The sequence below is a fragment of the Actinomadura sp. 6K520 genome (genome assembly GCF_004349245.1).
GTDB lineage: Bacteria > Actinomycetota > Actinomycetes > Streptosporangiales > Streptosporangiaceae > Spirillospora.
On sequence record NZ_SMLC01000003.1, the window covers coordinates 109,965 to 132,720 of the forward strand.

The 22,756-nt window shown below is 71.7% G+C and carries 26 protein-coding genes; 14 read left to right on the forward strand and 12 right to left on the reverse strand.

Going from position 1 to position 22,756, the window contains the following annotated elements:
• The first annotated feature begins 86 nt into the window (after positions 1-86).
• Entirely contained in the window at positions 87-812 is a 726-nt protein-coding gene (gene bioD / locus E1289_RS01910) for a dethiobiotin synthase (protein ID WP_165970295.1), read from the forward strand.
• Between the two features lie 3 nt (positions 813-815).
• On the forward strand, positions 816-1,811 hold the full coding sequence (bioB, locus tag E1289_RS01915; protein WP_131974579.1) for a biotin synthase BioB: 996 nt from the start codon (positions 816-818) through the stop codon (positions 1,809-1,811).
• Here bioB and E1289_RS01920 read toward each other — a convergent pair.
• The 4 genes from E1289_RS01920 to E1289_RS01935 form a co-directional block, all read right to left on the reverse strand.
• Positions 1,786-2,124: a hypothetical protein gene (locus E1289_RS01920; RefSeq protein WP_165970296.1), complete on the reverse strand. Its 339-nt coding sequence runs from the start codon at positions 2,122-2,124 to the stop codon at positions 1,786-1,788. The genes bioB and E1289_RS01920 overlap by 26 nt on opposite strands.
• A gap of 2 nt (positions 2,125-2,126) precedes the next feature.
• A complete protein-coding gene (locus E1289_RS01925; protein ID WP_165970297.1) occupies positions 2,127-2,792 on the reverse strand; it encodes a Uma2 family endonuclease in 666 nt (221 codons plus the stop codon).
• A gap of 125 nt (positions 2,793-2,917) precedes the next feature.
• Complete coding sequence (locus E1289_RS01930; protein ID WP_243712549.1) at positions 2,918-3,721, reverse strand: GntR family transcriptional regulator; 804 nt, start codon at positions 3,719-3,721, stop codon at positions 2,918-2,920.
• A gap of 37 nt (positions 3,722-3,758) precedes the next feature.
• Entirely contained in the window at positions 3,759-4,931 is a 1,173-nt protein-coding gene (locus E1289_RS01935; protein ID WP_131974585.1) for an 8-amino-7-oxononanoate synthase, read from the reverse strand.
• Positions 4,932-5,005: 74 nt separating this feature from the next.
• On the opposite strand from E1289_RS01935, the gene E1289_RS01940 reads away from it, so the two are divergent.
• Positions 5,006-6,667, forward strand: coding sequence for a PAS domain-containing sensor histidine kinase (locus tag E1289_RS01940; RefSeq protein WP_131974587.1), 1,662 nt, complete (start codon positions 5,006-5,008; stop codon positions 6,665-6,667).
• Between the two features lie 241 nt (positions 6,668-6,908).
• On the opposite strand, the gene E1289_RS01945 is transcribed toward E1289_RS01940, so the two are convergent.
• Complete coding sequence (locus tag E1289_RS01945; protein ID WP_131974589.1) at positions 6,909-7,175, reverse strand: WhiB family transcriptional regulator; 267 nt, start codon at positions 7,173-7,175, stop codon at positions 6,909-6,911.
• A 312-nt stretch (positions 7,176-7,487) separates the two neighbouring features.
• On the reverse strand, positions 7,488-8,420 hold the full coding sequence (locus E1289_RS01950; protein ID WP_347813559.1) for a diacylglycerol kinase family protein: 933 nt from the start codon (positions 8,418-8,420) through the stop codon (positions 7,488-7,490).
• Between the two features lie 109 nt (positions 8,421-8,529).
• On the opposite strand from E1289_RS01950, the gene E1289_RS01955 reads away from it, so the two are divergent.
• A complete protein-coding gene (locus tag E1289_RS01955; RefSeq protein WP_207928721.1) occupies positions 8,530-9,051 on the forward strand; it encodes a hypothetical protein in 522 nt (173 codons plus the stop codon).
• Between the two features lie 51 nt (positions 9,052-9,102).
• On the opposite strand, the gene E1289_RS01960 is transcribed toward E1289_RS01955, so the two are convergent.
• Both E1289_RS01960 and E1289_RS01965 read right to left on the reverse strand, forming a co-directional pair.
• Complete coding sequence (locus E1289_RS01960; protein WP_131974655.1) at positions 9,103-9,900, reverse strand: RNA polymerase sigma factor SigF; 798 nt, start codon at positions 9,898-9,900, stop codon at positions 9,103-9,105.
• Positions 9,901-9,950: 50 nt separating this feature from the next.
• Positions 9,951-10,379, reverse strand: coding sequence for an anti-sigma factor (locus tag E1289_RS01965; protein ID WP_131974593.1), 429 nt, complete (start codon positions 10,377-10,379; stop codon positions 9,951-9,953).
• 178 nt (positions 10,380-10,557) lie between these two features.
• On the opposite strand from E1289_RS01965, the gene E1289_RS01970 reads away from it, so the two are divergent.
• Positions 10,558-11,028, forward strand: coding sequence for a GNAT family N-acetyltransferase (locus E1289_RS01970; RefSeq protein ID WP_131974595.1), 471 nt, complete (start codon positions 10,558-10,560; stop codon positions 11,026-11,028).
• A 62-nt stretch (positions 11,029-11,090) separates the two neighbouring features.
• Here E1289_RS01970 and sodN read toward each other — a convergent pair whose 3' ends face one another.
• Complete coding sequence (sodN, locus tag E1289_RS01975; RefSeq protein ID WP_207928722.1) at positions 11,091-11,495, reverse strand: superoxide dismutase, Ni; 405 nt, start codon at positions 11,493-11,495, stop codon at positions 11,091-11,093.
• 186 nt (positions 11,496-11,681) lie between these two features.
• Here sodN and sodX point away from each other — a divergent pair, with 186 nt between their 5' ends.
• The gene (gene sodX, locus E1289_RS01980; protein ID WP_165970298.1) at positions 11,682-12,140 is read left to right on the forward strand and encodes a nickel-type superoxide dismutase maturation protease; all 459 of its coding nucleotides are present in this window, start codon (positions 11,682-11,684) and stop codon (positions 12,138-12,140) included.
• Here the strand turns inward: sodX and E1289_RS01985 are convergent.
• Positions 12,041-12,604, reverse strand: coding sequence for a CGNR zinc finger domain-containing protein (locus E1289_RS01985; protein WP_131974599.1), 564 nt, complete (start codon positions 12,602-12,604; stop codon positions 12,041-12,043). The genes sodX and E1289_RS01985 overlap by 100 nt on opposite strands.
• 191 nt (positions 12,605-12,795) lie before the next feature.
• Between E1289_RS01985 and E1289_RS01990 the strand changes: the two genes are divergently transcribed.
• From E1289_RS01990 to E1289_RS02005, 4 genes are all read left to right on the forward strand, one after another.
• Complete coding sequence (locus E1289_RS01990; RefSeq protein WP_131974601.1) at positions 12,796-13,698, forward strand: ABC transporter ATP-binding protein; 903 nt, start codon at positions 12,796-12,798, stop codon at positions 13,696-13,698.
• Positions 13,695-14,714, forward strand: coding sequence for an ABC transporter permease subunit (locus tag E1289_RS01995; RefSeq protein ID WP_131974603.1), 1,020 nt, complete (start codon positions 13,695-13,697; stop codon positions 14,712-14,714). The genes E1289_RS01990 and E1289_RS01995 overlap by 4 nt, the downstream gene beginning before the upstream one ends.
• Positions 14,715-14,847: 133 nt before the next feature.
• Positions 14,848-15,993, forward strand: a complete 1,146-nt coding sequence (locus tag E1289_RS02000; RefSeq protein ID WP_131974605.1) for a sensor histidine kinase — start codon at positions 14,848-14,850, stop codon at positions 15,991-15,993.
• Positions 15,990-16,646: a response regulator transcription factor gene (locus tag E1289_RS02005; RefSeq protein WP_131974607.1), complete on the forward strand. Its 657-nt coding sequence runs from the start codon at positions 15,990-15,992 to the stop codon at positions 16,644-16,646. Before E1289_RS02000 ends, E1289_RS02005 begins: the two co-directional genes overlap by 4 nt.
• Positions 16,647-16,741: 95 nt before the next feature.
• Here E1289_RS02005 and E1289_RS02010 read toward each other — a convergent pair whose 3' ends face one another.
• Entirely contained in the window at positions 16,742-17,932 is a 1,191-nt protein-coding gene (locus E1289_RS02010; protein ID WP_279486571.1) for an NADP-dependent malic enzyme, read from the reverse strand.
• 323 nt (positions 17,933-18,255) lie between these two features.
• Between E1289_RS02010 and E1289_RS02015 the strand changes: the two genes are divergently transcribed.
• The 4 genes from E1289_RS02015 (at position 18,256) to E1289_RS02030 (ending at position 21,950) form a co-directional block, all read left to right on the forward strand.
• The gene (locus E1289_RS02015; RefSeq protein ID WP_131974609.1) at positions 18,256-19,170 is read left to right on the forward strand and encodes an ABC transporter substrate-binding protein; all 915 of its coding nucleotides are present in this window, start codon (positions 18,256-18,258) and stop codon (positions 19,168-19,170) included.
• Positions 19,171-19,174: 4 nt separating this feature from the next.
• Positions 19,175-20,089 (forward strand): amino acid ABC transporter permease, encoded by a 915-nt coding sequence (locus tag E1289_RS02020; RefSeq protein ID WP_131974611.1) that lies wholly within the window; start codon positions 19,175-19,177, stop codon positions 20,087-20,089.
• A gap of 62 nt (positions 20,090-20,151) precedes the next feature.
• Positions 20,152-20,904: an amino acid ABC transporter ATP-binding protein gene (locus E1289_RS02025; RefSeq protein ID WP_165970300.1), complete on the forward strand. Its 753-nt coding sequence runs from the start codon at positions 20,152-20,154 to the stop codon at positions 20,902-20,904.
• Positions 20,905-20,981: 77 nt separating this feature from the next.
• On the forward strand, positions 20,982-21,950 hold the full coding sequence (locus E1289_RS02030) for a zinc-binding dehydrogenase (RefSeq protein ID WP_131974615.1): 969 nt from the start codon (positions 20,982-20,984) through the stop codon (positions 21,948-21,950).
• Between the two features lie 30 nt (positions 21,951-21,980).
• Here E1289_RS02030 and E1289_RS02035 read toward each other — a convergent pair whose 3' ends face one another.
• The gene (locus tag E1289_RS02035) at positions 21,981-22,754 is read right to left on the reverse strand and encodes a PadR family transcriptional regulator (protein ID WP_131974617.1); all 774 of its coding nucleotides are present in this window, start codon (positions 22,752-22,754) and stop codon (positions 21,981-21,983) included.
• Positions 22,755-22,756: the final 2 nt, after the last annotated feature.

Here is a 22,756-nt window from a genome sequence, read left to right on the forward strand (position 1 = left end):
CGGCGCCGCCGGTACAAAGTCGGCCGCCGAAGACTGTGGGATCCGGTGACGTACCGCCCCGCGGCCCCGCGCTAGTGTGCCGCCTTGTGAGTGTGCTCGTGGTCACCGGGACGTGTACGGGCGTGGGCAAGACCGTCGTCACCGCGGCGCTGGCCGCGGTCGCCGCCACGCGCGACGCGTCCGTCGCCGTCGTCAAACCCGGGCAGACCGGCGTCCGCGCCGGCGAGCCCGGCGACCTCGACGCGGTCCGGCGCCTCGCGGGCCTCGACGACGTCCACGAGTTCGCCCGCTTCCCCGACCCGCTGTCGCCCGCCGCCGCGGCCCGCCGCGCCGGCGTCCCGCCCGTCCGGCTGCCGGAGGTGGCCGAGCGCGTCCGGGACCTGTCCGGCGACCGGCGGCTGGTGCTGATCGAGGGCGCGGGCGGCCTCCTCGTCCGCTACGACGACGAGGGCAACACGATCGCGGACCTCGCCCGCTGGCTGGGCGCCGCCGCCGTCGTCGTGACCCGCCCCGGCCTCGGCACCCTCAACCACACCGCCCTCACGCTGGAGGCGATGGCGCACCGCGGCGTGCAGCTCGCCGGCGTCGTCATCGGCGAGTGGCCGGCCGACCCCGACCTCGCGATGCGCAGCAACATCCGCGACCTGGAGACCATCGCGGCCCGGCCGCTGGCGGGCGCGCTGCCCGCGGGCGCGGGCGCGCTGGACCCGGCGGAGTTCCTCCTGGCCGCGCACCGCGGCCTGGCCCCCTCGTTCGGCGGCGCCTTCGACGCCGCCGCCTTCCGCGACACCTTCGGCCCCGACAAGGAGTAGGACGTGACAGACATCCTCGACGTAGCCCGCCGCCAGGTGCTGGACGAGGGCAGGGGCCTGTCCGCCGGCCAGGTCCTCGAATGCCTGACCCTCCCCGACGACCGGCTGGAGGACCTGCTCGCGCTCGCCCACGAGGTCCGGATGCGCTGGTGCGGGCCGGAGGTCGAGGTCGAGGGGATCGTGTCGCTGAAGACCGGCGGCTGCCCGGAGGACTGCCACTTCTGCTCGCAGTCCGGCAAGTTCGAGTCGCCCGTCCGCGCGGTGTGGCTGAACATCCCCCAGCTGGTCGAGGCGGCGAAGGAGACCGCGAAGACCGGCGCGACCGAGTTCTGCATCGTCGCGGCCGTCCGCGGCCCCGACGAACGCCTCATGGCACAGGTCCGCGACGGCATCAGGGCCATCAACGACGCCGTCGAGATCAACATCGCGTGCTCGCTCGGGATGCTCACCCAGGAGCAGGTGGACGAACTGACCGCGATGGGCGTCCACCGCTACAACCACAACCTGGAGACGGCCCGCTCCCACTTCCCGAACGTGGTCACCACCCACTCGTGGGAGGAGCGCTGGGAGACCCTCCGCATGGTCAAGGAGGCCGGAATGGAGGTGTGCTGCGGCGGCATCGTCGGGATGGGCGAGACCATCGAGCAGCGCGCCGAGTTCGCCGGCCAGCTCGCCGAGCTGGAGCCCGACGAGGTTCCGCTGAACTTCCTGGCGCCCCGCCCCGGCACCCCGTTCGCCGACCTCCCGCTGGTCGAGGGCACGGAGGCGCTGAAGACGATCGCCGCGTTCCGCCTCGCCCTGCCCCGCACCATCCTCCGCTACGCCGGAGGCCGCGAACTCACCCTCGGCGACCTCGGCACCCGCGAAGGCATGCTCGGCGGCATCAACGCCATCATCGTCGGCAACTACCTGACCACCCTGGGCCGCCCGGCGGAGCAGGACCTCGAACTCCTCACAGACCTACAAATGCCCATCAAGGCCCTAAGTCAGACCCTGTAGGCTCCGGCCGCTCGTCCCCCAGGTCCTCCGATTCGGCCAGGCGTCGGTTCGCCTCCCATTCCACGCGGAGCTGTTCCGATCTCTCCTTGGCCTCCTCGGCCAGGACCCAGAAAGGCCGTGGGGGCTCGGCCCGAGGCGACTCCTGAATGGGGGGACGAGGTGCTCCGTCGATGCAGATATTGCCGCCGATGATCTCTACCTTGGCGCCTTCCTCTGCGTTGACGTACTCCCAAAGCTCGCCGCTCTGCCAGAGGTTGATCGGCTTGTCCGGAAGTTCGATGCAATAGAACTGCCGTACGAGGTAGTAGGCCATATTCAGGCCCTCCACGGCTTCCAGCCGTTGGTGTTGATCGCGACGTTGAAGGGCTCGGGTAGATGGATCGTCGCGCCGAAGTCCCAGGACTCTCGGTGCAGGTACGCGCTGGAGCCCTGGTCGGGGATCGAGTAGAGCGTCGTGCTCGCGACCTTCGGGTCCCGGTCGACGAGGAGGTAGTACGGGATTCCGACCCGAGCGTACCCCCACCACTTGGTCGGCTTGCGCAGGTTCCTGTCTTGGCTCGGCGCCCTGTCGTAGATGGCCAGGTTCTTGGAGGTGACCTCCACGACCATTTCGATTTCGTCCGGGCTCAGGTTTACCTCTTCGGCCTCTCCTGCGGCCTCGAATACGCTTTCTTCTGCCACGATCAGGTCGGGGACGTAACCTTGCTCGAAGCTCACGAGGTTCACGGTCATGACCTGTCGAGTGGTCCACGGGTAGGTCTTATCCGTGAACCTGGCCCTGTCGATCGCACTGGAGATGCGGTAAACGATATTTCCGTGGGCGACGACGGGGGTGGGGGACACGACGATCTCTCCTCCGATGATCTCGGCCCGAGAGCCCTCGGGTAGGTGGAGGAAGTCGTCGAGTTCACCCCTCGCCCAGAGGGCGTAGGGCGTATCTGGAAGGGCTGCCTGGTAGGAGGGCAGCGTTTGGATGGTCACGTTCGGCGATCCTTCCCTCACGATCTGCTCCAGTCATCGTAGGGGAACGTGTGTTCGGTCCGTGCGTGAAACGTCGCACTCCGTCATGGTTCTGTGGTCGTGGCCGTCACGCGCCTGCGTGAAGGCTAGCGGCGGAGGCGGGTGATGAACTTGTAGCGGTCGCCTCGGTAGAGGGACTGGGCCCATTCGACGGGCTGGCCGGTGGTGTCGAAGGCGTGGCGGGAGAGCAGGAGCATGGGGAGGCCGACGTCCACGCCGAGGAGCTGCGCGTCGTGGGGGGTGGCGAGGACGGTCTCGATGGTCTCCTCGGCCTCGGTCAGGTGGACGTCGTAGGCCGTGGCGAGCGTCTCGTACAGGGAGCGGTGGCGGGGGAGCTCGCGGCGCAGGCCGGGGAAGCGGCGGGCGGGGAGGTGCGAGGTGTCGATCGACATGGGCTCGCCGTCGGCGAGGCGGAGGCGGTGGACGCGCAGGACCCGGCCGCCGGGGCGGATGCACAGGAGGGTCGCCAGGCGCTCGTCGGCGCTGACGTAGCCGGCCTCCAGGATGCGGGTCTCGGGGCGCAGCCCGTGGTGCCGCATGTCCTCGGTGTAGCTGACGAGCTGGAGCTCCTGCGACACCTTCGGTTTGGCGACGAAGGTGCCCTTGCCCTGGATGCGCTGCAGCCGGCCTTCCACGACGAGCTCGGCGAGGGCCTGGCGGACGGTGGTGCGGGACGTCTCGTACTTCTCGGCGAGGGTCCGCTCGGGGGGCAGCGGGCTGCCCGGCGGAAGCGACTGGATCAGCTCCACCAGCAGCTCTTTGAGCTTGTAGTACTTCGGGATGCGGGGGGCCTGGTTCGGGTGGCGCTTACCGACGCCGCCGAGTGAGGCCCGGTCGAATCCGTGCTCGAATCCACCCCCGTGCCGGGGCCCGCCCCTGACCTCCGTCACGGCATCTCCTCACGTTCATCACCGGTTCTCCCCGATGTTATGCGTGCAGACTACGGGCGGTAGAGGACGCCACTTCGGCCAGGGCCGTCCCGAGGCGTGTGAGGTCCGCCTCGCCCAGCGTGGCGCGTGCGGTGAGGCGCAGGCAGGCGCGGCCCTTGGGCACCGACGGCGGGCGGAAGCAGCCGACGCGAAGCCCGTGCTCGGCGCAGGTCGCGGCCGCGCGGACGGCGGCGTGCGGCTCGCCGAGGTACACCGGGACGACGGCCGCGGCGGGCTCGGCGGTCTCCAGGCCGGAACCGGCCGCGAGCGCGGCGATGCGCCGGGCGCGGTCGCGGGCGCGGGACGGCAGGCCGGGGTCGGCTTCGAGGACGTCGAGCGCGGCGAGCGCGGCGCCGGCGGCGGGCGGGTTCAGGCCGGTGTCGAAGATGAACGACCGGCCGGTGTCGACGAGGGTGTCGATGATCTCGGGCGCGCCGAGGACCGCGCCGCCCTGGGCCGCGAGCGACTTCGACAGCGTGAGGGTGAGGACCACGTCCGGTTCGCCCGCGAGGCCGGCGGCGTGCGCGGCGCCCCGGCCGCCGTCGCCGACGACGCCGAGCGCGTGCGCCTCGTCGATCACCAGCAGCGCGCCGTGCGCCCGCGCGGCGCGGTGGAGGGCGCCCAGCGGCGCGAGGTCGCCGTCCACGGAGAACACGGCGTCGGTGACGACGACGGCCTCGTCCTCGTCGCGTTCGGCCAGCGCCCGCTCGACGGCGGCGGCGTCGCGGTGCGGGACGATCGCGACCCGGGACCGCGACAGGCGGCACGCGTCCACGATGGAGGCATGGTTGACCTGGTCGGAGACGACGAGCGTGCCGGGCCCGGCGAGGGCGGTGACGGCGCCGAGGTTGGCGAGGAAGCCGGAGGAGAAGACGAGCCCGGCGGCGCTGCCGGTGAACGCGGCGAGCCGACGGTCCAGTTCGGCGTGCAGCTCGGTGGTCCCGGTGACGAGGCGCGACCCGGTGGAGCCGGTGCCCCACGCGCGGGCCGCGGCGACGGCCCCCTCGATCAGCCGCGGGTCGCCGGCGAGCCCGAGGTAGTCGTTGGACGCGAGGTCGGCGGGGCCGTCCGGACCGCCGGGGCGGGGGCGCAGCGTCCGGCGCAGCCCGGCCTCGGCGCGCCGCGCGGCCGCGTCCCGGAATCTGGCCAGGGGGTCTCGTCCTGCGGTCATGCGGGAATCCTGCCAGGCCCCGCCGGGGCCGGGGGCGTGGCCCCGCACCGAACCGCATCGGCGATGATGGTGGCGTGCCTACCTTGGCGGATCTCGTCCGCGATCACAGCGACCTCACCGAGGCCGACCTGGAGTGGCTGCACGCGCTGGTGTCCGACTGGCAGCTCCTCGCCGACCTGTCCTTCGCCGACCTGCTGCTCTGGGTGCCGCTGCGGTCGGCGGCCGCGCTGCCCGCCGAGGCGGCGGCCCGCGCGGGGCGCGGCCAGCGCGGCGCGCTCGACGCGGGCGCGACCGTGCCGGGCTGGGTGGCGATCGCGCAGATGCGCCCGACGACCGGCCCGACCGCCTACCCGGAGGACCTCGTCGGCAAGGTCGTCCGGACGGGACGCCGCGGCCTGATCGACGTGGCGTGGCGGGAGGGGCGCATCGTCCGGGAGGGCGACCCCGAGTGGGGCAGCGGCATCCCCGTCCGGGAGGAGTCGATCCCGGTGCGGCGCGGAGCCAAGATCCTCGGCGTGATCCAGCGCAGCACCAATCTCAGCTCGGCCCGCACCCCCAGCCGGCTGGAGCTGACCTACCTGCAGAGCGCCAGCGACCTCGCGACGATGATCTCCGAGGGGCGGTTCCCGGTGCCGGGGGAGGAGCCGAACATGGTCCGCTCGCCGCGTGTCGGCGACGGGCTGATGCGGCTGGACCGCTCGGGCCGGGTCACCTACGCCAGCCCCAACGCGCAGTCGGCCTACCGGCGGCTCGGCTACCCGGCCGACCTGGTCGGCGAGTCGCTCGGCCAGATCACCGCGGACCTGTGCGACACGGGCGAGCCGATGGAGGAGGCGCTGAGCGTCGTCCTGTCCGGCCGGGCGCCCCGCGAGGTGGAGGTCGAGTCACGCGGGTCGATCATGCAGCTGCGGACGATCCCGCTGGTCGTCGGGGGGACGCGGATCGGCGCGGTCGTACTGTGCCGCGACGTGACCGAGCTGCGCTGGCGCGACCGGGAACTGCTGACCAAGGACGCCACCATCCGGGAGATCCACCACCGGGTGAAGAACAACCTGCAGACGGTCGCGGCGCTGCTGCGGCTCCAGGCCCGGCGGCTGCAGATCCCGGAGGGCCGGGCCGCGCTGGACGAGGCGGTCCGGCGCGTGGGGTCCATAGCGATCGTGCACGAGACGCTGTCGCACACCCCCGACGAGCTGATCGACTTCGACGACATCGCCGACCGGGTGATCACGATGGCGGCGGAGGTGTCCACCCCCGAGACCAGGGTGGCGCCGAAGCGGACCGGGAGCTTCGGCGTCCTGCCCGCCGAGGTCGCGACGCCGCTGGCGATGGCGCTCACCGAACTCCTCCAGAACGCCCTGGAGCACGGCCTGGTGAACCGCTTCGGCACGCTGGAGGTCATCGCCCACCGCTACGGCGAGGGCGAGGTGCGCGACCGGGGCGGCGTGGAGGTCTGGGGAGAATGGCCGGAGGCCGGCGACCACGAGTCCCGCGGGACGCCCGCCGCCGACACCGGGGAACCCACCGGACGCCGCCTGGTCACGACCATCACCGACGACGGCGTCGGCCTCCCCGCCGACTTCGACGTGGAGGGCACCGACAGCCTCGGCCTGCAGATCGTCCGCACCCTGATCGTCGGAGAACTGGGCGGCCGCCTGGACTTCACTCCCCGCCCCGGGGGCGGCACCGAGGTGACGGTCGACATCCCCCTGGACCACACCCACCGGCGTGTTTGATTGCATTGCTGTGCTTGTTTGCACTGCCCTTGGCGGTCAGGCGCCAGAGCGCCTTCCCTTCAACGGGCAATGCGCGCGATCGCTGCATCGCTCCGGCTCGCCCCGGGGCTCGCTGCGCGATCAGGTTCCTCGCAGGCTCGGAACCTGCCTTCGGACGCGATCGCAGGTGTTGGGGTTGTCGCGGGGTTGCCGTGGTGGCTGATGTAGGTGCGCGCGGCGGTCGAGGATCGTGGGAGGGTGTTCAGCGCCTGACGCCCAGGGCGCTGCCTTGGGCACTTCGTGTCCTGCGGCGCTTGAGGGCGCGGCGTTCGTCTTCGCCCATGCCGCCCCAGACGCCCGAGTCCTGGCCGGACTCCAGGGCCCAGCGCAGGCAGGCGTCGGTCACGTCGCAGCGCCGGCACACCTGCTTGGCCTCTTCGATCTGCAGGATCGCGGGCCCGGTGTTGCCGATCGGGAAGAACAGCTCGGGGTCCACGTCACGGCAGGCTGCGCGGTGGCGCCAGTCCATGCGGTCCACTCCTTCGTCAGGTTGTGGAGCAACTCCACATTTGTGAACGGTTTCACATGTCGCGAACGCCCAGGTGGCGAGGGCCAGGTCCGGGGATGAATGTTCGGCGGCGCTGCGAGCGGGAGGCCGGCGACGTTGGGGCCCCTGTCTCGGATACGCACTTTGAGCGTGTCAGGGGGGCGCGGGCAGGCGCAAGACCTTTGAGAAAGGATTCTCAAAGTATGGGTGTCGCATGTGTCACACCCGGAAGACGATCGTGTTACTTGGCTCTCATCTGGAAGGCCATGAGACCGCACATTCTCGCGGCCGGGTTCAGATGACGACGCGTAGTGCCTTGGGAACGGACCGGAACGTCACGCTGTCCTGTTCGCCAAGGTAGTCGCCGTCCAGTTGGAAGGCCACCGGGTGCTCCGCGCGCAGCGTGACCTCCGAAGCGTCGTGCACGTTCACCACGTGCCTGCCCTGCAGGGGACGGGTACGGGCCGTGAGCATCTGCGCCACGGCCCCGAGCGTCGGGCCGATATCCAGGGAACGCATTCCGAACACGTCCAGCCCGCGCGAGAAGTTCGCCTTCGGACTCGGATTCACCGGGAGGCGATTCATGTACGTCCACGGCGACGTGTTCGAAATGAAGGCCAGGAACAGGCCCGGTTTCGGGGGGCGGCCCGGCTGCTCCAGGGTGAGTGTGGGGTGCCTCCGGTCGGTGCCGGTGAAGAAGTGCTGGATCGCCGTCCGCACATAGAGGGACGTGTAGGCGGTGGCGCCCGCGGCCCGGCGGCGCTCCACCTCCCGGACGACCTCGGCGTCCAGCCCGATGCCCGCGCAGAACGTGAAGTAGCGTTCGGCGCCGCCCGGATGGCACGCGGTCGCGAGGCCGACCGTCCGGTGCCGGCCCGCGCGCAGCGCCTCCAGCACGGACTTCGTCGCGCCGACCGGGTCGGCGGGCAGGCCGAGCGTCTTGGCGAAGACGTTCGCGCTGCCGGACGGCAGTACCGCCAGCGCCGGCAGGCCGGGGGACGGCCCGTCCGTGAGGAGGCCGTTGACCGCCTCGTTCACGGTGCCGTCGCCGCCGAGCGCGATCACGACGTCGTAGCCGTGCACGGCGGCCTGGTGGGCCAGTTCGGTCGCGTGGCCGCGGTGGCCCGTCTCGGCGAGGACGAGGTCGAGGTCGCCGGAGAAGGCCCGCATCAGGATGTCGCGGGCCCGCCGGGAGGTGGAGGTCGCCTTGGGGTTGGCGATGAGCATGGCGCGCACGGCGTCAGGGTATCGATCGTTCCGCGTGCGTTCGCCCGGCGTTCGCCTCGTCCTCGGGTGGGCGCCGGTCCGCTCCCCGGCGGGAGTAGGGTTTCGGGTTGTGTTGAAGCGTCGTCCCATCACCGTGCAGGCCGCCGCCGCCCTGGAGGCCGCGGAGGGCCTCGCCGCCCTCGGAGTCGGCGTCTTCACCGGCGTGGAGACGGCCACCGGCGCCGCGGTCGACCCGGCCGGCGCGATCGGCGTGACCGTCCTCGCGCTCGCGGGCGGCCTCGGCATGCTCGCCTGCGCGCGGGGGCTGCTGCGCGCCGAGCAGTGGAGTCGCGCGCCCACGGTGCTGACGCAGTTCTTCGCCCTGCCGGTCGCGTGGTCGCTGTGGCAGAGCGGGCAGTCCGCGTTCGCCGTGCCGCTGGGCCTGGCCGCCATCCTCACGCTGATCACGGTCCTCAGCCCGCCCAGCACGGCGTGGCTCTTCGACGATCAGGACGAGGAAGAAGCCGAGGACGGGGGGCGGCCCGCCCGCGAACCCGAGGACTCCGCGGCGGGGGAGACGCCGTCCGGGGAACCGCGCTCGCTGGGGCGGCGCCTCATGGACCGGCTGAAAGAGCAGCCCACGAAGAAATGATCCGGCGCCGAGGCCCGGGACGCCCCGGGGCGCTCGGCGCCGTGCACCGCGTCATTCGTCCGCGGTGAGGCCCTCCCGCAGCTGGGCGAGGGTGCGGGCGAGCAGCCGCGACACGTGCATCTGGGAGATGCCCAGCTCCGCGGCGATCTGCGACTGGGTCATGTTGCCGAAGAACCGCAGCAGCAGGATCTTCTTCTCGCGGGCGGGCAGCTTCTCCAGCAGCGGCTTGAGGGACTCGCGGTACTCGACGCCCTCCAGCGACTCGTCGACCATGCCGAGCGAGTCGGCCACCGCGGGGGCGTCCTCGTCGCCGGAGTCGGGGGCGTCCAGGGACACGGTGGAGTAGGCGTTCGCCGACTCCAGGCCCTCCAGCACCTCCTCCTCGCTCATCTGCAGGTGCGCCGCCAGCTCGCTGACGGTCGGCGCCCGGCCCTCGCGCTGGGCGAGGTCGCTGATCGCCTTGGTCAGCGACAGCTTGAGCTCCTGCAGCCGGCGCGGGACGCGCACGGCCCAGCCCTTGTCGCGGAAGTGCCGCTTGATCTCGCCGACGATGGTGGGGGTCGCGTAGGTGGAGAACTCGACGCCGCGTTCCAGGTCGAACCGGTCGATCGACTTGATCAGGCCGATCGTGGCGACCTGGATCAGGTCGTCCAGCCACTCGCCGCGGTTGCGGAAGCGGCGGGCGAGGTACTCCACCAGCGGCAGGTGCAGCTCCACGAGCTGGTCGCGGATGCGCTGGCGCTCCGGGTCGCCCTCGGGAAGCTGGGAGAGCCGCTCGAACAGGGCACGCGCCCGCGCCCGGTCGGGGACCGCGCTCTCGGTGCGCTCGACGCTCACTTCCGGGCCCACCGGCTCCGTCGGCTGCCCCGCGGCCGTCTGCTCCGTGGTCGTCTTCTCCGTCACGGCGCCCCCGCCGTACCGCGCCGCTTCTGCAGCGTCACGGTGACCCGGTCATCGGCGCCCACCCGGGCGTCGACCTCACCCGCCAGTGACGAAAGGACCGTCCATGCGAAGGTGTCGCGGCTGGGTTCCTCCCCGTCCACGGTGAGCACGGACACGGAGATGCGCATGGCCTCCCCGGTCAGTTCGAACTCGCAGACGAGGTCGGTACCGGGCACCGCCTGTGCGAGCAGCATCGCGCACGCCTCGTCGACGGCGATGCGCAGGTCTTCTATCTCGTCCAGCGTGAAGTCCAGCCGGGCCGCGAGGCCCGCGGTGGCCGTCCGCAGCACGGACAGGTAGGCGCTCGCGGCGGGCAGCCGCACCGTCACCACGTCGCGGACGGACAACTTCGTACTGGTCGGCATTGCAGCGGTTTCCTCGGTCACGTCACTCCCTCGCAGGATGGTCCCGCTGGTACCGAAACTACCGCCTGCCGAGCCCACTCGGAGACTTCGCCGCGCGTGGCTTTCTCACCAATGTCCGCGCCGACGTCAACGAACGCGTCCCAAACCTCGGCGCGACGAGGCGTGCATCACGGGCGAACGGGGCGGATAACCTGCTCGGGTGATCCGATCCGCGACCCCGGACGACGTTCCGGACATCATGCGCCTGATCCGCGCCCTGGCCGAATACGAGCGCGCCCTTCACGAGGTGAAGGCCACGGAGGAGCAGCTGCGCGACAACCTCTTCCGTGACGATCCCAGGGTCTTCGCCCACGTCGCCGAGCACGAGGGCAGGATCGTCGGGTTCTCGCTGTGGTTCCTCACGTTCTCCACCTGGAACGGCACGCACGGCATCTACCTGGAGGACCTGTTCGTCGAGCCGGACGCCCGCGGCCACGGGTACGGCAAGGCGCTCCTCATCGAACTCGCGCGGATCGCAGACGAACGCGGCTACGGCCGTGTGGAGTGGGCGGTCCTCAACTGGAATCGGCCGGCGATCGACTTCTACGAGGCGCTCGGCGCCCGTCCCCAGGACGAGTGGACGGTGTACCGCCTCACCGGCGACACCCTCACCAAAGCCGCCCGCTTGTGAAGGCCGCCCGGACGTAGCGGAGGCCCGGCCGGTGACCGGCCGGGCCTCCGCTCCCGGGTCCGTCAGCCCTGCTTGGTCTCCCAGAAGATCTTGTCGATCTCCGCGATCTTCGCGAGCAGGTCGTCGGCGACCTTGGTGTCCATGGTGGCCTTGGTGCCGCCGCCACCCCCGGCGAGCTTGGTCGCCTCGTTGAACAGCTGGTGGAGCTGCGGGTACTTCTCGAAGTGCGGCGGCTTGAAGTAGTCGGTCCACAGCACCCACAGGTGGTGCTTGACCAGCTCCGAGCGCTGCTCCTTGATCAGGATCGCCCGTGCGCGGAACTCGGGGTCCTCGTTGGCCGCGTACTTCTCAGTGATCGCCTTGACCGACTCGGCCTCGATCCGGGCCTGCGCCGGGTCGTAGACGCCACACGGCAGGTCGCAGTGCGCGGAGACCTTCGTCTTCGGGCGCAGAAGCTTGAGCAACACCTGCTCATCCCTTCCCTCGTTGCGGATCATGCTCAGGTCACCGACATTACCCTTGTGCCACCGGCCGCGTCCGGCCAGGGCGCTCGGTATTTCGGCCTAAGACCCGGACCGCGGCGCGGTCCGGAACCCTTCCAGCGGTGTTGATGCCCCTGACCGACGATCTATGCGGGCGGAACGAGGAGGATCATGCGGATGCGCCCGGTGGTGCGCGGGCTCACCGGTGCGGTGCTCCCGCTCACGGCGGTGCTCGCGCTCGCGGGACTGCGGCGGCTGCGGGCCGTCGAGGTGACCGGGGACTCGATGCTGCCGGGGCTGCGGCCGGGCGACTGGCTGCTGGTGCGCGCCGGGGCGCGTCCCGTGCCCGGCGACGTCGTCGTCGCACGGCACCCGGAACGGCCGGAGCTCCTCATCGTCAAGCGCGCCGTCCGCGAGGACGGCGGCGGGTGGTGGCTGGAGAGCGACAACCAGGCGGCCGCGGGCCGGCGGGACAGCTGGGACTTCGGCGCCGTGCCCGGCCCGCTCGTCGTGGGCCGGGTCGTCGCCCGCTACTGGCCCCCGTCGCGCGCCGGGACGGTCACGCGTGGCGCGCTCGGACCGCAGGCGGCGGTCACGCCGCCCCGTCCGGCGCAGCGCTCGGAGCAGTAGCGGCGCGAGCGGTTCGCGGTGGTGTCGAGGAACACCCGGCCGCAGCCCTCCGCCTTGCAGAGCCCGAACCGGCCGACGCCCTCGGCGGCGATCTCCGCGGCGAGGCCCATGGCGGTGCGCGCGGCATAACGGTCCGGTATCGAGCCGGACTCGTTGAAGTGCAGATGCCACCCCTGGCCGTCGTGGCGCGCGAGCTGCGGATGGACCGGGTGGTGGATGAGCAGCGTGTTGATGCGCTCGACGGCCTCGTCCTCGTTCCCGCGGGCGGCCGCGACGATGATCGCGCGGAGCTGGTCGCGCAGCGCGCGCATGGCGTCGAGCTCGCGGTGCGCGATCCGCCCCCCGAGATGCGGCCGGTGCGACAGCAGGGTCCGCAGCCCTTCGAGGTCGCGCAGGTCGTCCTCCTGGTCGCGCCGCGTGTTCACGAGGTCGACCGCCAGGTCTGCGTAAGACGCGAGGTTCATAGGACCTCCTGACCGACTCGACCAGATTGGCCAAGAGTTATTCCCACGTGGCGGCGAACATACCTGCTCATGGCGAAAAAGTGCCCGTGGGCGGCGGCCGGCGTCGAACCGGCCGAAAGTACGACGCTCGCCGGCGCGAACCGTGCTTTCGGCCGGTGCTCCGGGGCGGCGCCATTACCGACGATGCCGTCATGTCACATGAAGATCCGGTCCCTGTGCTGCAGGCCGAGGGACTGACGAAGAGATACGGCCGCCGGGAGGCGCTGAGCGGAGTCGAGCTGCGCGTTCCGGCGGGTCGCGTCGTGGGGCTGGTAGGTCCGAACGGGGCCGGCAAGTCGACCCTGCTGAATCTGGCCTGCGGGCTGCTGGAGCCGACGACGGGCTCGCTGCGCGTGCTGGGCTCCAGGCCGGCGGCGAGCGCCGCGCACCTGGCCAGGGTCGGGTTCGTGGCGCAGAACACTCCGGTGTACCCGTCGTTCAGCGTGGCCGACCATCTGCGCCTGGGGGCGCGCCTGAACCCGTCATGGGACCGGGGGCTGGCCGAGCGGCGCATCGCGCAGGTCGGGCTGAACCCGGGCCAGAAGGCCGGACGGCTGTCGGGCGGGCAGCGCGCGCAGCTGGCGCTGACGATCGCCGCCGCCAAGCGCCCCGAACTGCTGATCTTCGACGAGCCGGCCGCCGCGCTGGACCCGCTGGCGCGGCAGGGGTTCCTGGCGAACCTGATGGAGTTCGTCGCGGAGCTCGGCGCCAGTGCCGTGTTGTCGTCGCACCTGCTCGGGGACATCGAGCAGGTCTGCGACCACCTCATCGTGCTGTGCGACTCGCGGGTCCAGGTCGCCGGCGACGTCCGCGACCTGCTGGCCTGCCATCACCGGCTGGTCGCGCCGGACGGCGATCCCGGTCGGCCGCCCGCGGGCGTCGAGGTCGTCCGGGCGGAGCACGGCGGCGCGCTGGTGCGCACCGGCCGCCCGCCGGCGGAGCTCCCGTTCCGAACCCGGCCGGTCACGCTCGAAGAGCTGGTGCTGGCGTACATGGCCCGGGCGAACACGCCCGGCGCACGGTCCGGTGCCGTGGCCGGGGAGGGAGCGCGATGATCTGGTTGAACTGGCGGCAGTTCCGCCTCCAGGCGCTCGCGGGCGCCGCCGGGCTCGTGCTCATCGCCGGCTACCTGCTGTACCTCGGGATGGACATCCGGGACGCCCACGGCGCCTACCGGTCCCGCTGCGCGGACGCCGCCGCCTGCGCCCAGGCGGAGATCCAGTTCCAGAGCACCTACCGGAACACGCTGCTGTTCCTGGCCGCCGGACTCGGGCTGATCCCCGTGGTCATCGGCGCGTTCTGGGGTGCGCCGCTGATCGCGCGGGAACTGGAGCTCGGCACCCACCGGCTGGTGTGGAACCAGAGCGTGACCCGCCGCCGCTGGCTGATCGGCAGGATGGCGTTCACCGGCCTCGCCGCCATGATCATGGCGGGCGCGGCGGGCCTGCTGCTCACCTGGGCGGCGGCCCCGTACGATCAGGTCGCCGCCGACCGGTTCGGGACGGTGGAGTTCGGGGCACGGAACATCGCCCCGATCGGCTACGCCTTCCTCGCCGTCGCCCTCGGCACCACCGTCGGCCTGTTCGTGCGCCGGACGCTGCCGGCGATGGCCATCACGGGCGCCGTCTTCCTGGTCGTCCAGTTCACGGTGCCGAACCTGGTCCGGCCGCACCTCATGCCGCCGGAGAAGACGTCCCTGCCGATGACCGCGCAGGCCATCAACCGGGCCAGGAGCCTCGGCAGTATCACCGGGGCCCCCGTCGTCGGCGGCCTGCAGGTGCCCGGGGCCCCCGACGCGTGGATCAGCGAGACCAGCCCGCTGCGCACCCGGGACGGGCGGACGCTCAGCGAGAGGGCGTTCGCGCAGTGTCTGGACGCTCCGCCGAAGACCGGTGCGGGGGGCACGTTCGGTGACGCCGCGGTGTGCCTGGCCGCGCTCGATCTGCACGTTGACATCGAGTACCAGCCCGGCGGCCGCTACTGGTCGTTCCAGCTTGCCGAGACGGGGCTCTACCTGCTGACCGGCGCGTTCCTCACCGTCATCGCCCTGCGGCGCATCAGGCGTGCCTGACGCTGCCACGCCCGCCCACCGTGGCCGGCGGCACCGGGCGGCCACCGTGGTGGCGGCGGGACGAGTCCGGGACGCGCCAGGCGAGGATCCGTCCGCGTGCGACGCCGGACGGAGCATCGATAGCCTGGCCGGCGTGACCGTTCCGGGTGGATGGGTCAGGGGCGTCTCCGTGGCCGGGCTCGGCGCCGTGTTCCTCGCGGCGATCGCCGTGCAGGCCGCCGCCATCGCGCAGACCTGGGGCGCCTGGTACTGGGTGCCGGGCGGCGTCTCCGCGGCGGCGGTATGCCTCCCGGCGCTGCTGGGGCCGCGCAGGCCGCTCCGGGCGGCGGCCGCGGGGCTCGGCCTCGCGGCGGCGGCCATCGCGGTCACCGGCCTGGCCGGCCCCGACCTTCCCGCCGAGCCCAGCCCGGCCATGACGCTGGGGCTGGCGGTGCTGACCGGCGCCGCGCTCCGGTCCCTTCGGCCGGTACCGGCCGCCGCGGTCGCGGGCGCCGGGCCGGTACTGATCATCGCCGGTCAGCTCGCCGCCGGGCCGCCGTCCGGCGGCCTCGCGGCGGTGACGGCGCTGGACGGCCTGGTCTGGCTGGCCGGCGTCGGCGCCGGCCTGTCGCTGCGGGTGCTGGACGCCCGGGCCCGCGCGTCCGCCGAGGAGGTGCGGCGGGCGGAGCGGCTGGAGCTGGCCCGGGAGCTGCACGACGTCGTGGCCCACCACATCACGGGCATGGTGCTCCAGGCGCAGGGCGCCCAGGTGGTCGCGCGGCGCGACCCGGAGAAGGTGAGCGAGTACCTCGGTGAGCTGGAGGCCGCGGGGACCGACGCCCTGGCCGCGATGCGGCGGGTCGTGGGGCTGCTGCGCGACACCGGCGACGCGGCGCCGGCGTCCCCCGGGCCGGAGGGCCTCGGCGCGCTGGTGGAGCGCTTCCGCGGGCAGGGCCGGGAGGTGCGGCTGAGCATGCCGGACGGTGCCGAGTGGCCGCCGGAGGTGACCACCACCGTGTACCGCGTCACGCAGGAGGCCCTGACGAACGTCCTGCGGCACGCCCCGAAGGCCCGGTCCGTCACGGTCACCGTCGGGCAGGGCGCGCGGCGCGTCACCGTCGAGATCGCCGACGACGCCCCGGCGGCCCAGGCCCGGCATCCGCAGCGCGGCGGGTACGGCCTGATCGGCATGCGCGAACGCGTCGAGGCGCTCGGCGGCACGCTGCGGGCCGGGCCGCGGCCGGGCGCGGGCTGGTCCGTGCGGGCGACCCTGCCCGTCCCCACCGGGGAGCCCCGATGACCATCTCGGTGCTGCTCGCCGACGACCAGGCGATGATCCGCCGCGGGCTGCGGCTGATCCTGGAGGACCAGCCCGACATCAGCGTCGTCGGGGAGGCGTCCGACGGGGCCGAGGCGGTCGCCCTGGCGCGGCGGCTGCGCCCGGACGTGTGCCTGGTGGACATCAGGATGCCCCGGCTCGACGGCATCGAGGTGACCCGCGCGCTCGCCGGGCCGCGGGTGCCCGACCCGATGCGGGTCGTCGTGGTCACCACCTTCGACCTGGACGAGTACGTGTACGGCGCGCTGCGCGGCGGGGCGGTCGGCTTCGTCCTCAAGGACGCCGGGCCCGCCCTGCTCGTCGAGGCGGTCCGTGCCGCCCACAACGGCGAGGCGCTGGTCTCGCCCGCCGTGACCGTCCGGCTGCTGCGGCACCTGACGGCCGCCTCGGCGCCGCCGCGCGCCGAGCGGCCCCCGCCCCTGTCGGACCGCGAACTCCAGGTCGTCCGGGCCCTGGCGCGCGGCCGGACCAATCAGGAGATCGCCGCGGAGCTGTTCATCTCGCTCAGCACCGTCAAGAGCCATCTGTCGGGCGTCCAGGCAAAACTGGGAGTGCGCAACCGCGTCGGGATCGTCACCTGGGCGTGGGAGAACCACCTCGTCGACCCGTCGTGATCCCCGGCCTCCGCGGGCGGGGGCGAGCTCCGGCGCTACGTGGTCCGGCGGCCCGGCGGCCCGTGTTCCGGGGTGGAACACGGGCCGGCGAGTGGTCAGATGCGGTTGACGCCGTCCTTGCGGGCCTGCTCGGCCACCGCAGCGGTGACGGCCGGGGCGACGCGGTCGTCGAACGGGCCGGGGATGACGTAGTCGGGCTTCAGGTCGTCCCCGACGATGTCGGCGAGCGCGTTGGCCGCCGCCAGCTTCATGCCCTCGGTGATCGAGGACGCGCGGACGTCCAGCGCGCCGCGGAAGATGCCCGGGAACGCCAGCACGTTGTTGATCTGGTTCGGGTAGTCGCTGCGGCCGGTCGCGACGACCTTGGCGTGCCGGAGCGCGACCTCGGGGTGCACCTCGGGGGTGGGGTTGGACAGCGCGAAGACGATGGCGTTCTCCGACATCGTGGCGACGCACGACTCGTGCACGGTGCCGCCGGACAGGCCGATGAACACGTCGGCGCCGCGCAGCGCCTCCTCGGTGGAGCCCTTGAGGCACGACCGGTTGGTGATCTCGGCGATCTTCGTCTTGACCGGGTTGAGGCCGTCCCGCCCCTGGTAGATGAGCCCCTTGCTGTCCGACAGCGCGATGTCGCCGATGCCGCCCTCGATCAGCATCTTGGAGACCGCGATGCCGGACGCGCCCGCGCCGGCCACGACGGCGCGCAGCTCCGACAGCGGCTTGCCGACCAGGCGGGCCGCGTTCTTGAGCGCGGCGAGCGCGACGATGGCGGTGCCGTGCTGGTCGTCGTGGAAGACGGGGATGTCGAGCGCGGCGCGGAGCCGGTCCTCGATCTCGAAGCAGCGCGGGGCGCTGATGTCCTCCAGGTTGATGCCGCCGAAGCTCGGCGCCATCCGGATCACGGTGTCGACGATCTCGTCCACGTCCGTGGTGTTCAGCGCGATGGGCACGGAGTCGACGTTGGCGAACTCCTTGAACAGCAGGGACTTGCCCTCCATGACCGGCATCGAGGCGGCCGGGCCGATGTCGCCGAGGCCGAGCACGGCGGTGCCGTCGGTCACGACGGCGACGACCTTGGACGTCCAGGTGTAGTCGTAGGCCAGCTCGGGGTGGTCGGCGATCGCGGTGCACACCCGGGCGACACCGGGGGTGTAGGCCAGCGAAAGATCGTCTTTGTTGCGCACCGGAATGGTCGAGCGCATTTCCAGCTTGCCGCCGCGGTGCAGCGGAAACGCCGGATCGTCGTCGTAGGAGGACGGTTCGTTGGGATTGGGCTCAGCAGCCACAGCGACCCCTGTCAGTGAAAGTTGGCTTTCTAGCGATGCCGCCGCGGTGGTGCGGTGTGGTGGCCGGTCACCTGGAGGTCATCTCGCGACGTACGGGGGTCACCCGTTGTCCGATTCTCTCATACCGGGTCCGGCGGCCCCCGGGCGCAGGGTGGTGGCAACCGTCACGTGACGGTTGCCACGGGGTCGCCTGGGTCTCCGGGAACGGAGCCGTTGCATGATTGTTTCGGACCCTTTATCCAGATCAGGGGCGTTCTGCGCAAAAATGTGCACCTAACCTGTGGATCCGTTACGGATCCAACACAACCACTTGGAGGGGGACCATGATCATCGGTTCTCTGCGCCGCCGCGCCGTCGCGGCGAGCGCGCTCGTGCTGACGGGCGCCCTCGCCCTGTCCGCATGTGGCGACAACGGTGACGACACGGAAGGCTCGGGGGGCTCCGGTGCCGCGAACACGAGCGCGGACGCCGAGCTGAGCGCCATGGTCCCGGACGCGATCAAGAGCGACGGAAAGATCGTCGTCGGCGTGGACGCGTCCTACCCGCCGAACGAGTCGGTCGACCCGGCCTCACAGAAGATCGTCGGCTGGGACATCCAGCTCTTCGACGCCGTCGCCGCCAAGCTCGGCCTGAAGACCGAGTACAACAACGCGGGCTTCGACACCATCATCCCCGGCGTCCAGTCCGGCAAGTACGAGATCGGCGTCTCCTCGTTCACCGACAACAAGGAGCGCGAGAAGGTCGTCGACTTCGTCACCTACTACACGGCCGGGACCGCCTGGGCCGCGCTCACCGGCAACCCGAAGGGCGTCGACCCCGCCGACGCCTGCGGCAAGAGCATCGGCGTCCAGCAGGGCACCGTGCAGGTCGACGACCTCACCGCGAAGAGCAAGGAGTGCACCGACGCGGGCAAGCCGGCCATCAAGCAGGTCGTCCGCAAGCAGCAGACCGAGGTGAACAACGACCTCGTCGCGGGCAAGATCGACGCGATGGCCGCCGACTCGCCGATCATCGGTGACGCGGTGAAGAAGACCGGCAAGCTGGAGATCATCGGCGAGGCATACGACACCGCGCCCTACGGCTACGCGCTCGGCAAGAACTCCGGCCAGTTCAAGGACGCCGTGCTCGGCGCGGTCAAGGCCCTGATCGCCGACGGGACCTACACCAAGATCCTGACGGAGAACGGCGTGGAGAGCGGCGCGATCACCGAGCCGAAGATCAACGCCGCCGAGAGCTGATCGGATGACGGTCGACGACGACGTCGAGAAGGGACGGCCCGAAGCGATTCGGGCCGTCCCCGTCCGCCATCCCGGCCGCTGGGTCGCCGCGGCGGTCGTGGTGGTGCTCATCGCGATGTTCGTCAACTTCCTGTTGACGAGCGACGCGCTGGAGTGGCCGGAGCAGCGGAAGTACATCACCTCGGACGCGGTGCTGCGCGGTGTCCGCAACACGATCCTGCTGACCATCGCCGCCATGATCGGCGGCATGGTGCTCGGCACGGTCCTCGCGCTGATGCGCCTGTCGGCCAACCCGCTGCTGAGCGGCGCGGCCTGGTTGTACCTGTGGTTCTTCCGCGGCACCCCGCTCTACACGCAGCTGCTCATCTGGGGCGCGATCGGCACGCTGTTCCCGACCGTGGGGATCGGCATCCCGTTCGGGCCCGAGTTCGAGACGTGGCAGACCCAGGCGCTGGTGACCCCCATGCTCGCCGCGGGGCTCGGCCTGATCCTCAACGAGGCCGCCTACATGGCGGAGATCGTCCGGGCCGGGATCCTGTCGGTGGACGAGGGGCAGCAGGAGGCGGCGAGCGCGCTCGGCATGTCCCGGATGCAGACCATGCGCCGGATCGTGCTGCCGCAGGCGATGCGGGTCATCGTCCCGCCGACCGGCAACGAGGTGCTCTCCATGATGAAGAACACCTCGCTGGTCGCGGCCGTCCCGTTCTCCGAGCTGACCTTCACCGCGCAGACCATCTACGCCAGCACCTACAAGATCATCCCGATGCTGGTGATGGCGTGCCTGTGGTACCTGCTGCTGTCCTCGGTGCTGATGGTCGCCCAGTACTACATCGAGCGGCACTTCAGCAGGGGCGTCGGCAAGGGCAGCTCGCCGAAGACGCAGCGGGTCCGCTTCCGGGGCGGAGGCGGCGGCCAATGAGCGGAGGTGGCGACGTGACCGATCCCCTCGCCAGAACCCCGGCGCCGGAGAGCGGCGGGCTGATGGTGAAGGCCGAGCGGGTGCACAAGTCGTTCGGTCGGCTGGAGGTGCTGAAGGGCATCGACCTGGAGGTGCGGCAGGGCGAGGTGATGTGCGTCGTCGGCCCGTCCGGGTCCGGCAAGTCGACCTTCCTGCGCTGCATCAACCACCTGGAGAAGATCAACGCGGGCCGGCTGTGGGTGAACGGCCACCTGGTCGGCTACCGGGAGCACGGCGGCAAGCTCTACGAGCTGCGCGACCGGGAGGTCTCCGCGCAGCGCCGCGAGATCGGCATGGTGTTCCAGCGGTTCAACCTGTTCCCGCACATGACGGCGCTGGAGAACGTCATGGGGGCGCCGGTCTGGGTCAAGCGCCAGCCGAAGGACCAGGTCCGGAAGCGGGCCCTCAGCCTGCTGGAACGCGTCGGGCTGAGCGACAAGGCGCAGGTCTACCCGTCGCAGCTGTCCGGCGGGCAGCAGCAGCGGGTGGCGATCGCGCGGGCGCTCGCGATGGAGCCCGCGCTGATGCTGTTCGACGAGCCGACCTCCGCACTGGACCCCGAGCTCGTCGGGGAGGTCCTGGACGTCATGAAGCAGCTCGCCCTCGACGGCATGACCATGGTCGTGGTCACGCACGAGATGGGCTTCGCCCGCGAGGTGGGCGACTCGCTGGTCTTCATGGACGACGGTGTCGTCGTCGAGAAGGGCACGCCTCGCGAGGTCCTGGCCAATCCGCAGCACCCGCGCACCCAGGACTTCCTGTCGAAGGTCCTCTGACCGGGTATCGCGAGCGGCCCGCCTCCCGTCCGGGGGCGGGCCGCTCGCCGTACCGGCCGGGCCGTTAGTGTGCGTTCATGTTCGCTGTCACCGCTACGCAGATCGACGCAGACAATCCGCTGAACGGGCTGACCGTGGGGGAGGCGCCCGAACCCGAGGCACCGGACGGCTGGACGACCGTCACGGTGAAGGCCGCGGCGCTCAACCACCACGACCTGTGGTCGCTCAAGGGCGTCGGCCTGCCCGCCGACAAGCTACCGATGATCCTCGGCTGCGACGCGGCCGGGGTGGACGAGGACGGCAACGAGGTCATCGTCCACTCGGTGATCGGCGACCCCGCGCGGGGCGGCGGCGACGAGACCCTCGACCCGAAGCGCTCGCTGCTCTCGGAGAGCCATCCGGGGACGCTGGCCGAGCGGGTCGCGGTGCCGCGCCGCAACCTCGTCCGCAAGCCCGCCGAGCTGTCGTTCGAGGAGGCGGCCTGCCTGCCGACCGCGTGGCTCACCGCCTACCGGATGCTGTTCGACAAGGCCGGCCTGCAGCCCGGCTCGTCCGTCCTGGTGCAGGGCGCGGGCGGCGGTGTCGCGACCGCCGCGATCGCGCTGGCGTCGGCCGCCGGATACCGCGTCTACGCGACCAGCCGCAGCGAGGCCAAGCGCGAGCGGGCACTGGAGCTCGGGGCGGACGCGGCCCTGGAGCCGGGCGCGCGGCTCCCCGAGCGGGTCGACGCCGTGATCGAGACGGTCGGGCAGGCGACGTGGTCGCACTCGCTGAAGTCGCTGCGGCCGGGCGGGCGGATCGTGGTGTCGGGCGCCACCAGCGGCCAGGTGCCGCCCGCGGAGCTGAACCGGGTGTTCTTCCTCCAGCTGCAGGTGGTCGGCTCGACCATGGGGACGCGCGACCAGCTGGAACGGCTCGCGCGGTTCCTGGTCAAGACGGGGACCAGGCCGCTCATCGACCGGACGCTGCCGCTGAGCCAGGCCAGGGAGGGCTTCGCCGCGATGGAGACCGGCGACCTCTTCGGAAAGATCGTCTTCACGCCGTGAGCCGGGGGCGCCGTGGCCGGGGCGGCCCGGTCACGGCGTGCCGCCGTCCGCGTCCTCGCCGGGGCCCGAGTCCTCGTCCCGGCCGGGGTTGCGGTGGAGGACCTCGTCCTTCAGGCGGGCGCGGGTCTCGTCGAGGATCGCCTGGACGGCGGCGAGCCCGTCCTCGTCGAGCCGGGACTTCACGGCGGACTTGCGGACGTCCTCGACGAAGGTGCGGAGCAGGCGCTCCAGCTTGAGGCGGGCGACGTCCTCGCGGGTGCCGGTCGCGGTCTTCCAGGCGTCGTCCCAGTTCTGCCGCCACTCCTCCTTCCACGCCTGCTTCTGCTCGCGCCAGTACTCCTTCTGCCGCCGCCATTCGTCCTTCTGCCGGTCGGCGGTCTCCTTCCACGCCTCCTTGGACGTGGCCGCGCCCTGGTCGCGCATCGTGCGGGCCGCCTGGGTGAGCTCCTCGCGCAGCGTCCGGACGGTCTGCCGGACGTCCTCCTGCACCCCCCGGGCGAACTCCTGCGCGGACGCGGAGATCTCCTCCTCCAGGTCCGCCAGCTCGTCCATCCGGCGCTCCAGCTCCTCGCGGCCCTTGTCGGTCAGCGAGTACACCTTCTTGCCCTTGATCACCTCGTGGGTGACCAGGCCCTCCGACTCCAGCCGGGCCAGCCGCGGGTAGATCGTGCCGGGGGAGGGGGAGTAGACCCCGAGGAACCGGTCCTGCAGGTGCCGGATCACCTCGTAGCCGTGCCGCGGGCTCTCCTCCAGCAGCTTCAGCAGGTACAGCCGCAGGCGACCGTGGCCGAAAACGGGGCTCACGT

Excerpts from the sequence above, each read along its gene's own strand:
- E1289_RS01985 (WP_131974599.1), bottom strand. The coding sequence starts at position 12,604 with ATGAACCTCGCGTCTTACGCAGACCTGGCGGTCGACCTCGTGAACACG.
- E1289_RS02005 (WP_131974607.1), top strand. The coding sequence starts at position 15,990 with ATGACCATCTCGGTGCTGCTCGCCGACGACCAGGCGATGATCCGCCGC.
- E1289_RS01945 (WP_131974589.1), bottom strand. The coding sequence starts at position 7,175 with ATGGACTGGCGCCACCGCGCAGCCTGCCGTGACGTGGACCCCGAGCTG.
- E1289_RS02015 (WP_131974609.1), top strand. The coding sequence starts at position 18,256 with ATGATCATCGGTTCTCTGCGCCGCCGCGCCGTCGCGGCGAGCGCGCTC.
- E1289_RS02025 (WP_165970300.1), top strand. The coding sequence starts at position 20,152 with ATGGTGAAGGCCGAGCGGGTGCACAAGTCGTTCGGTCGGCTGGAGGTG.
- E1289_RS01950 (WP_347813559.1), bottom strand. The coding sequence starts at position 8,420 with ATGCTCATCGCCAACCCCAAGGCGACCTCCACCTCCCGGCGGGCCCGC.
- E1289_RS01990 (WP_131974601.1), top strand. The coding sequence starts at position 12,796 with ATGTCACATGAAGATCCGGTCCCTGTGCTGCAGGCCGAGGGACTGACG.
- E1289_RS02030 (WP_131974615.1), top strand. The coding sequence starts at position 20,982 with ATGTTCGCTGTCACCGCTACGCAGATCGACGCAGACAATCCGCTGAAC.
- E1289_RS01995 (WP_131974603.1), top strand. The coding sequence starts at position 13,695 with ATGATCTGGTTGAACTGGCGGCAGTTCCGCCTCCAGGCGCTCGCGGGC.
- sodX (WP_165970298.1), top strand. The coding sequence starts at position 11,682 with ATGCGGATGCGCCCGGTGGTGCGCGGGCTCACCGGTGCGGTGCTCCCG.
- E1289_RS01935 (WP_131974585.1), bottom strand. The coding sequence starts at position 4,931 with ATGACCGCAGGACGAGACCCCCTGGCCAGATTCCGGGACGCGGCCGCG.
- E1289_RS01920 (WP_165970296.1), bottom strand. The coding sequence starts at position 2,124 with ATGGCCTACTACCTCGTACGGCAGTTCTATTGCATCGAACTTCCGGAC.
- E1289_RS02020 (WP_131974611.1), top strand. The coding sequence starts at position 19,175 with ATGACGGTCGACGACGACGTCGAGAAGGGACGGCCCGAAGCGATTCGG.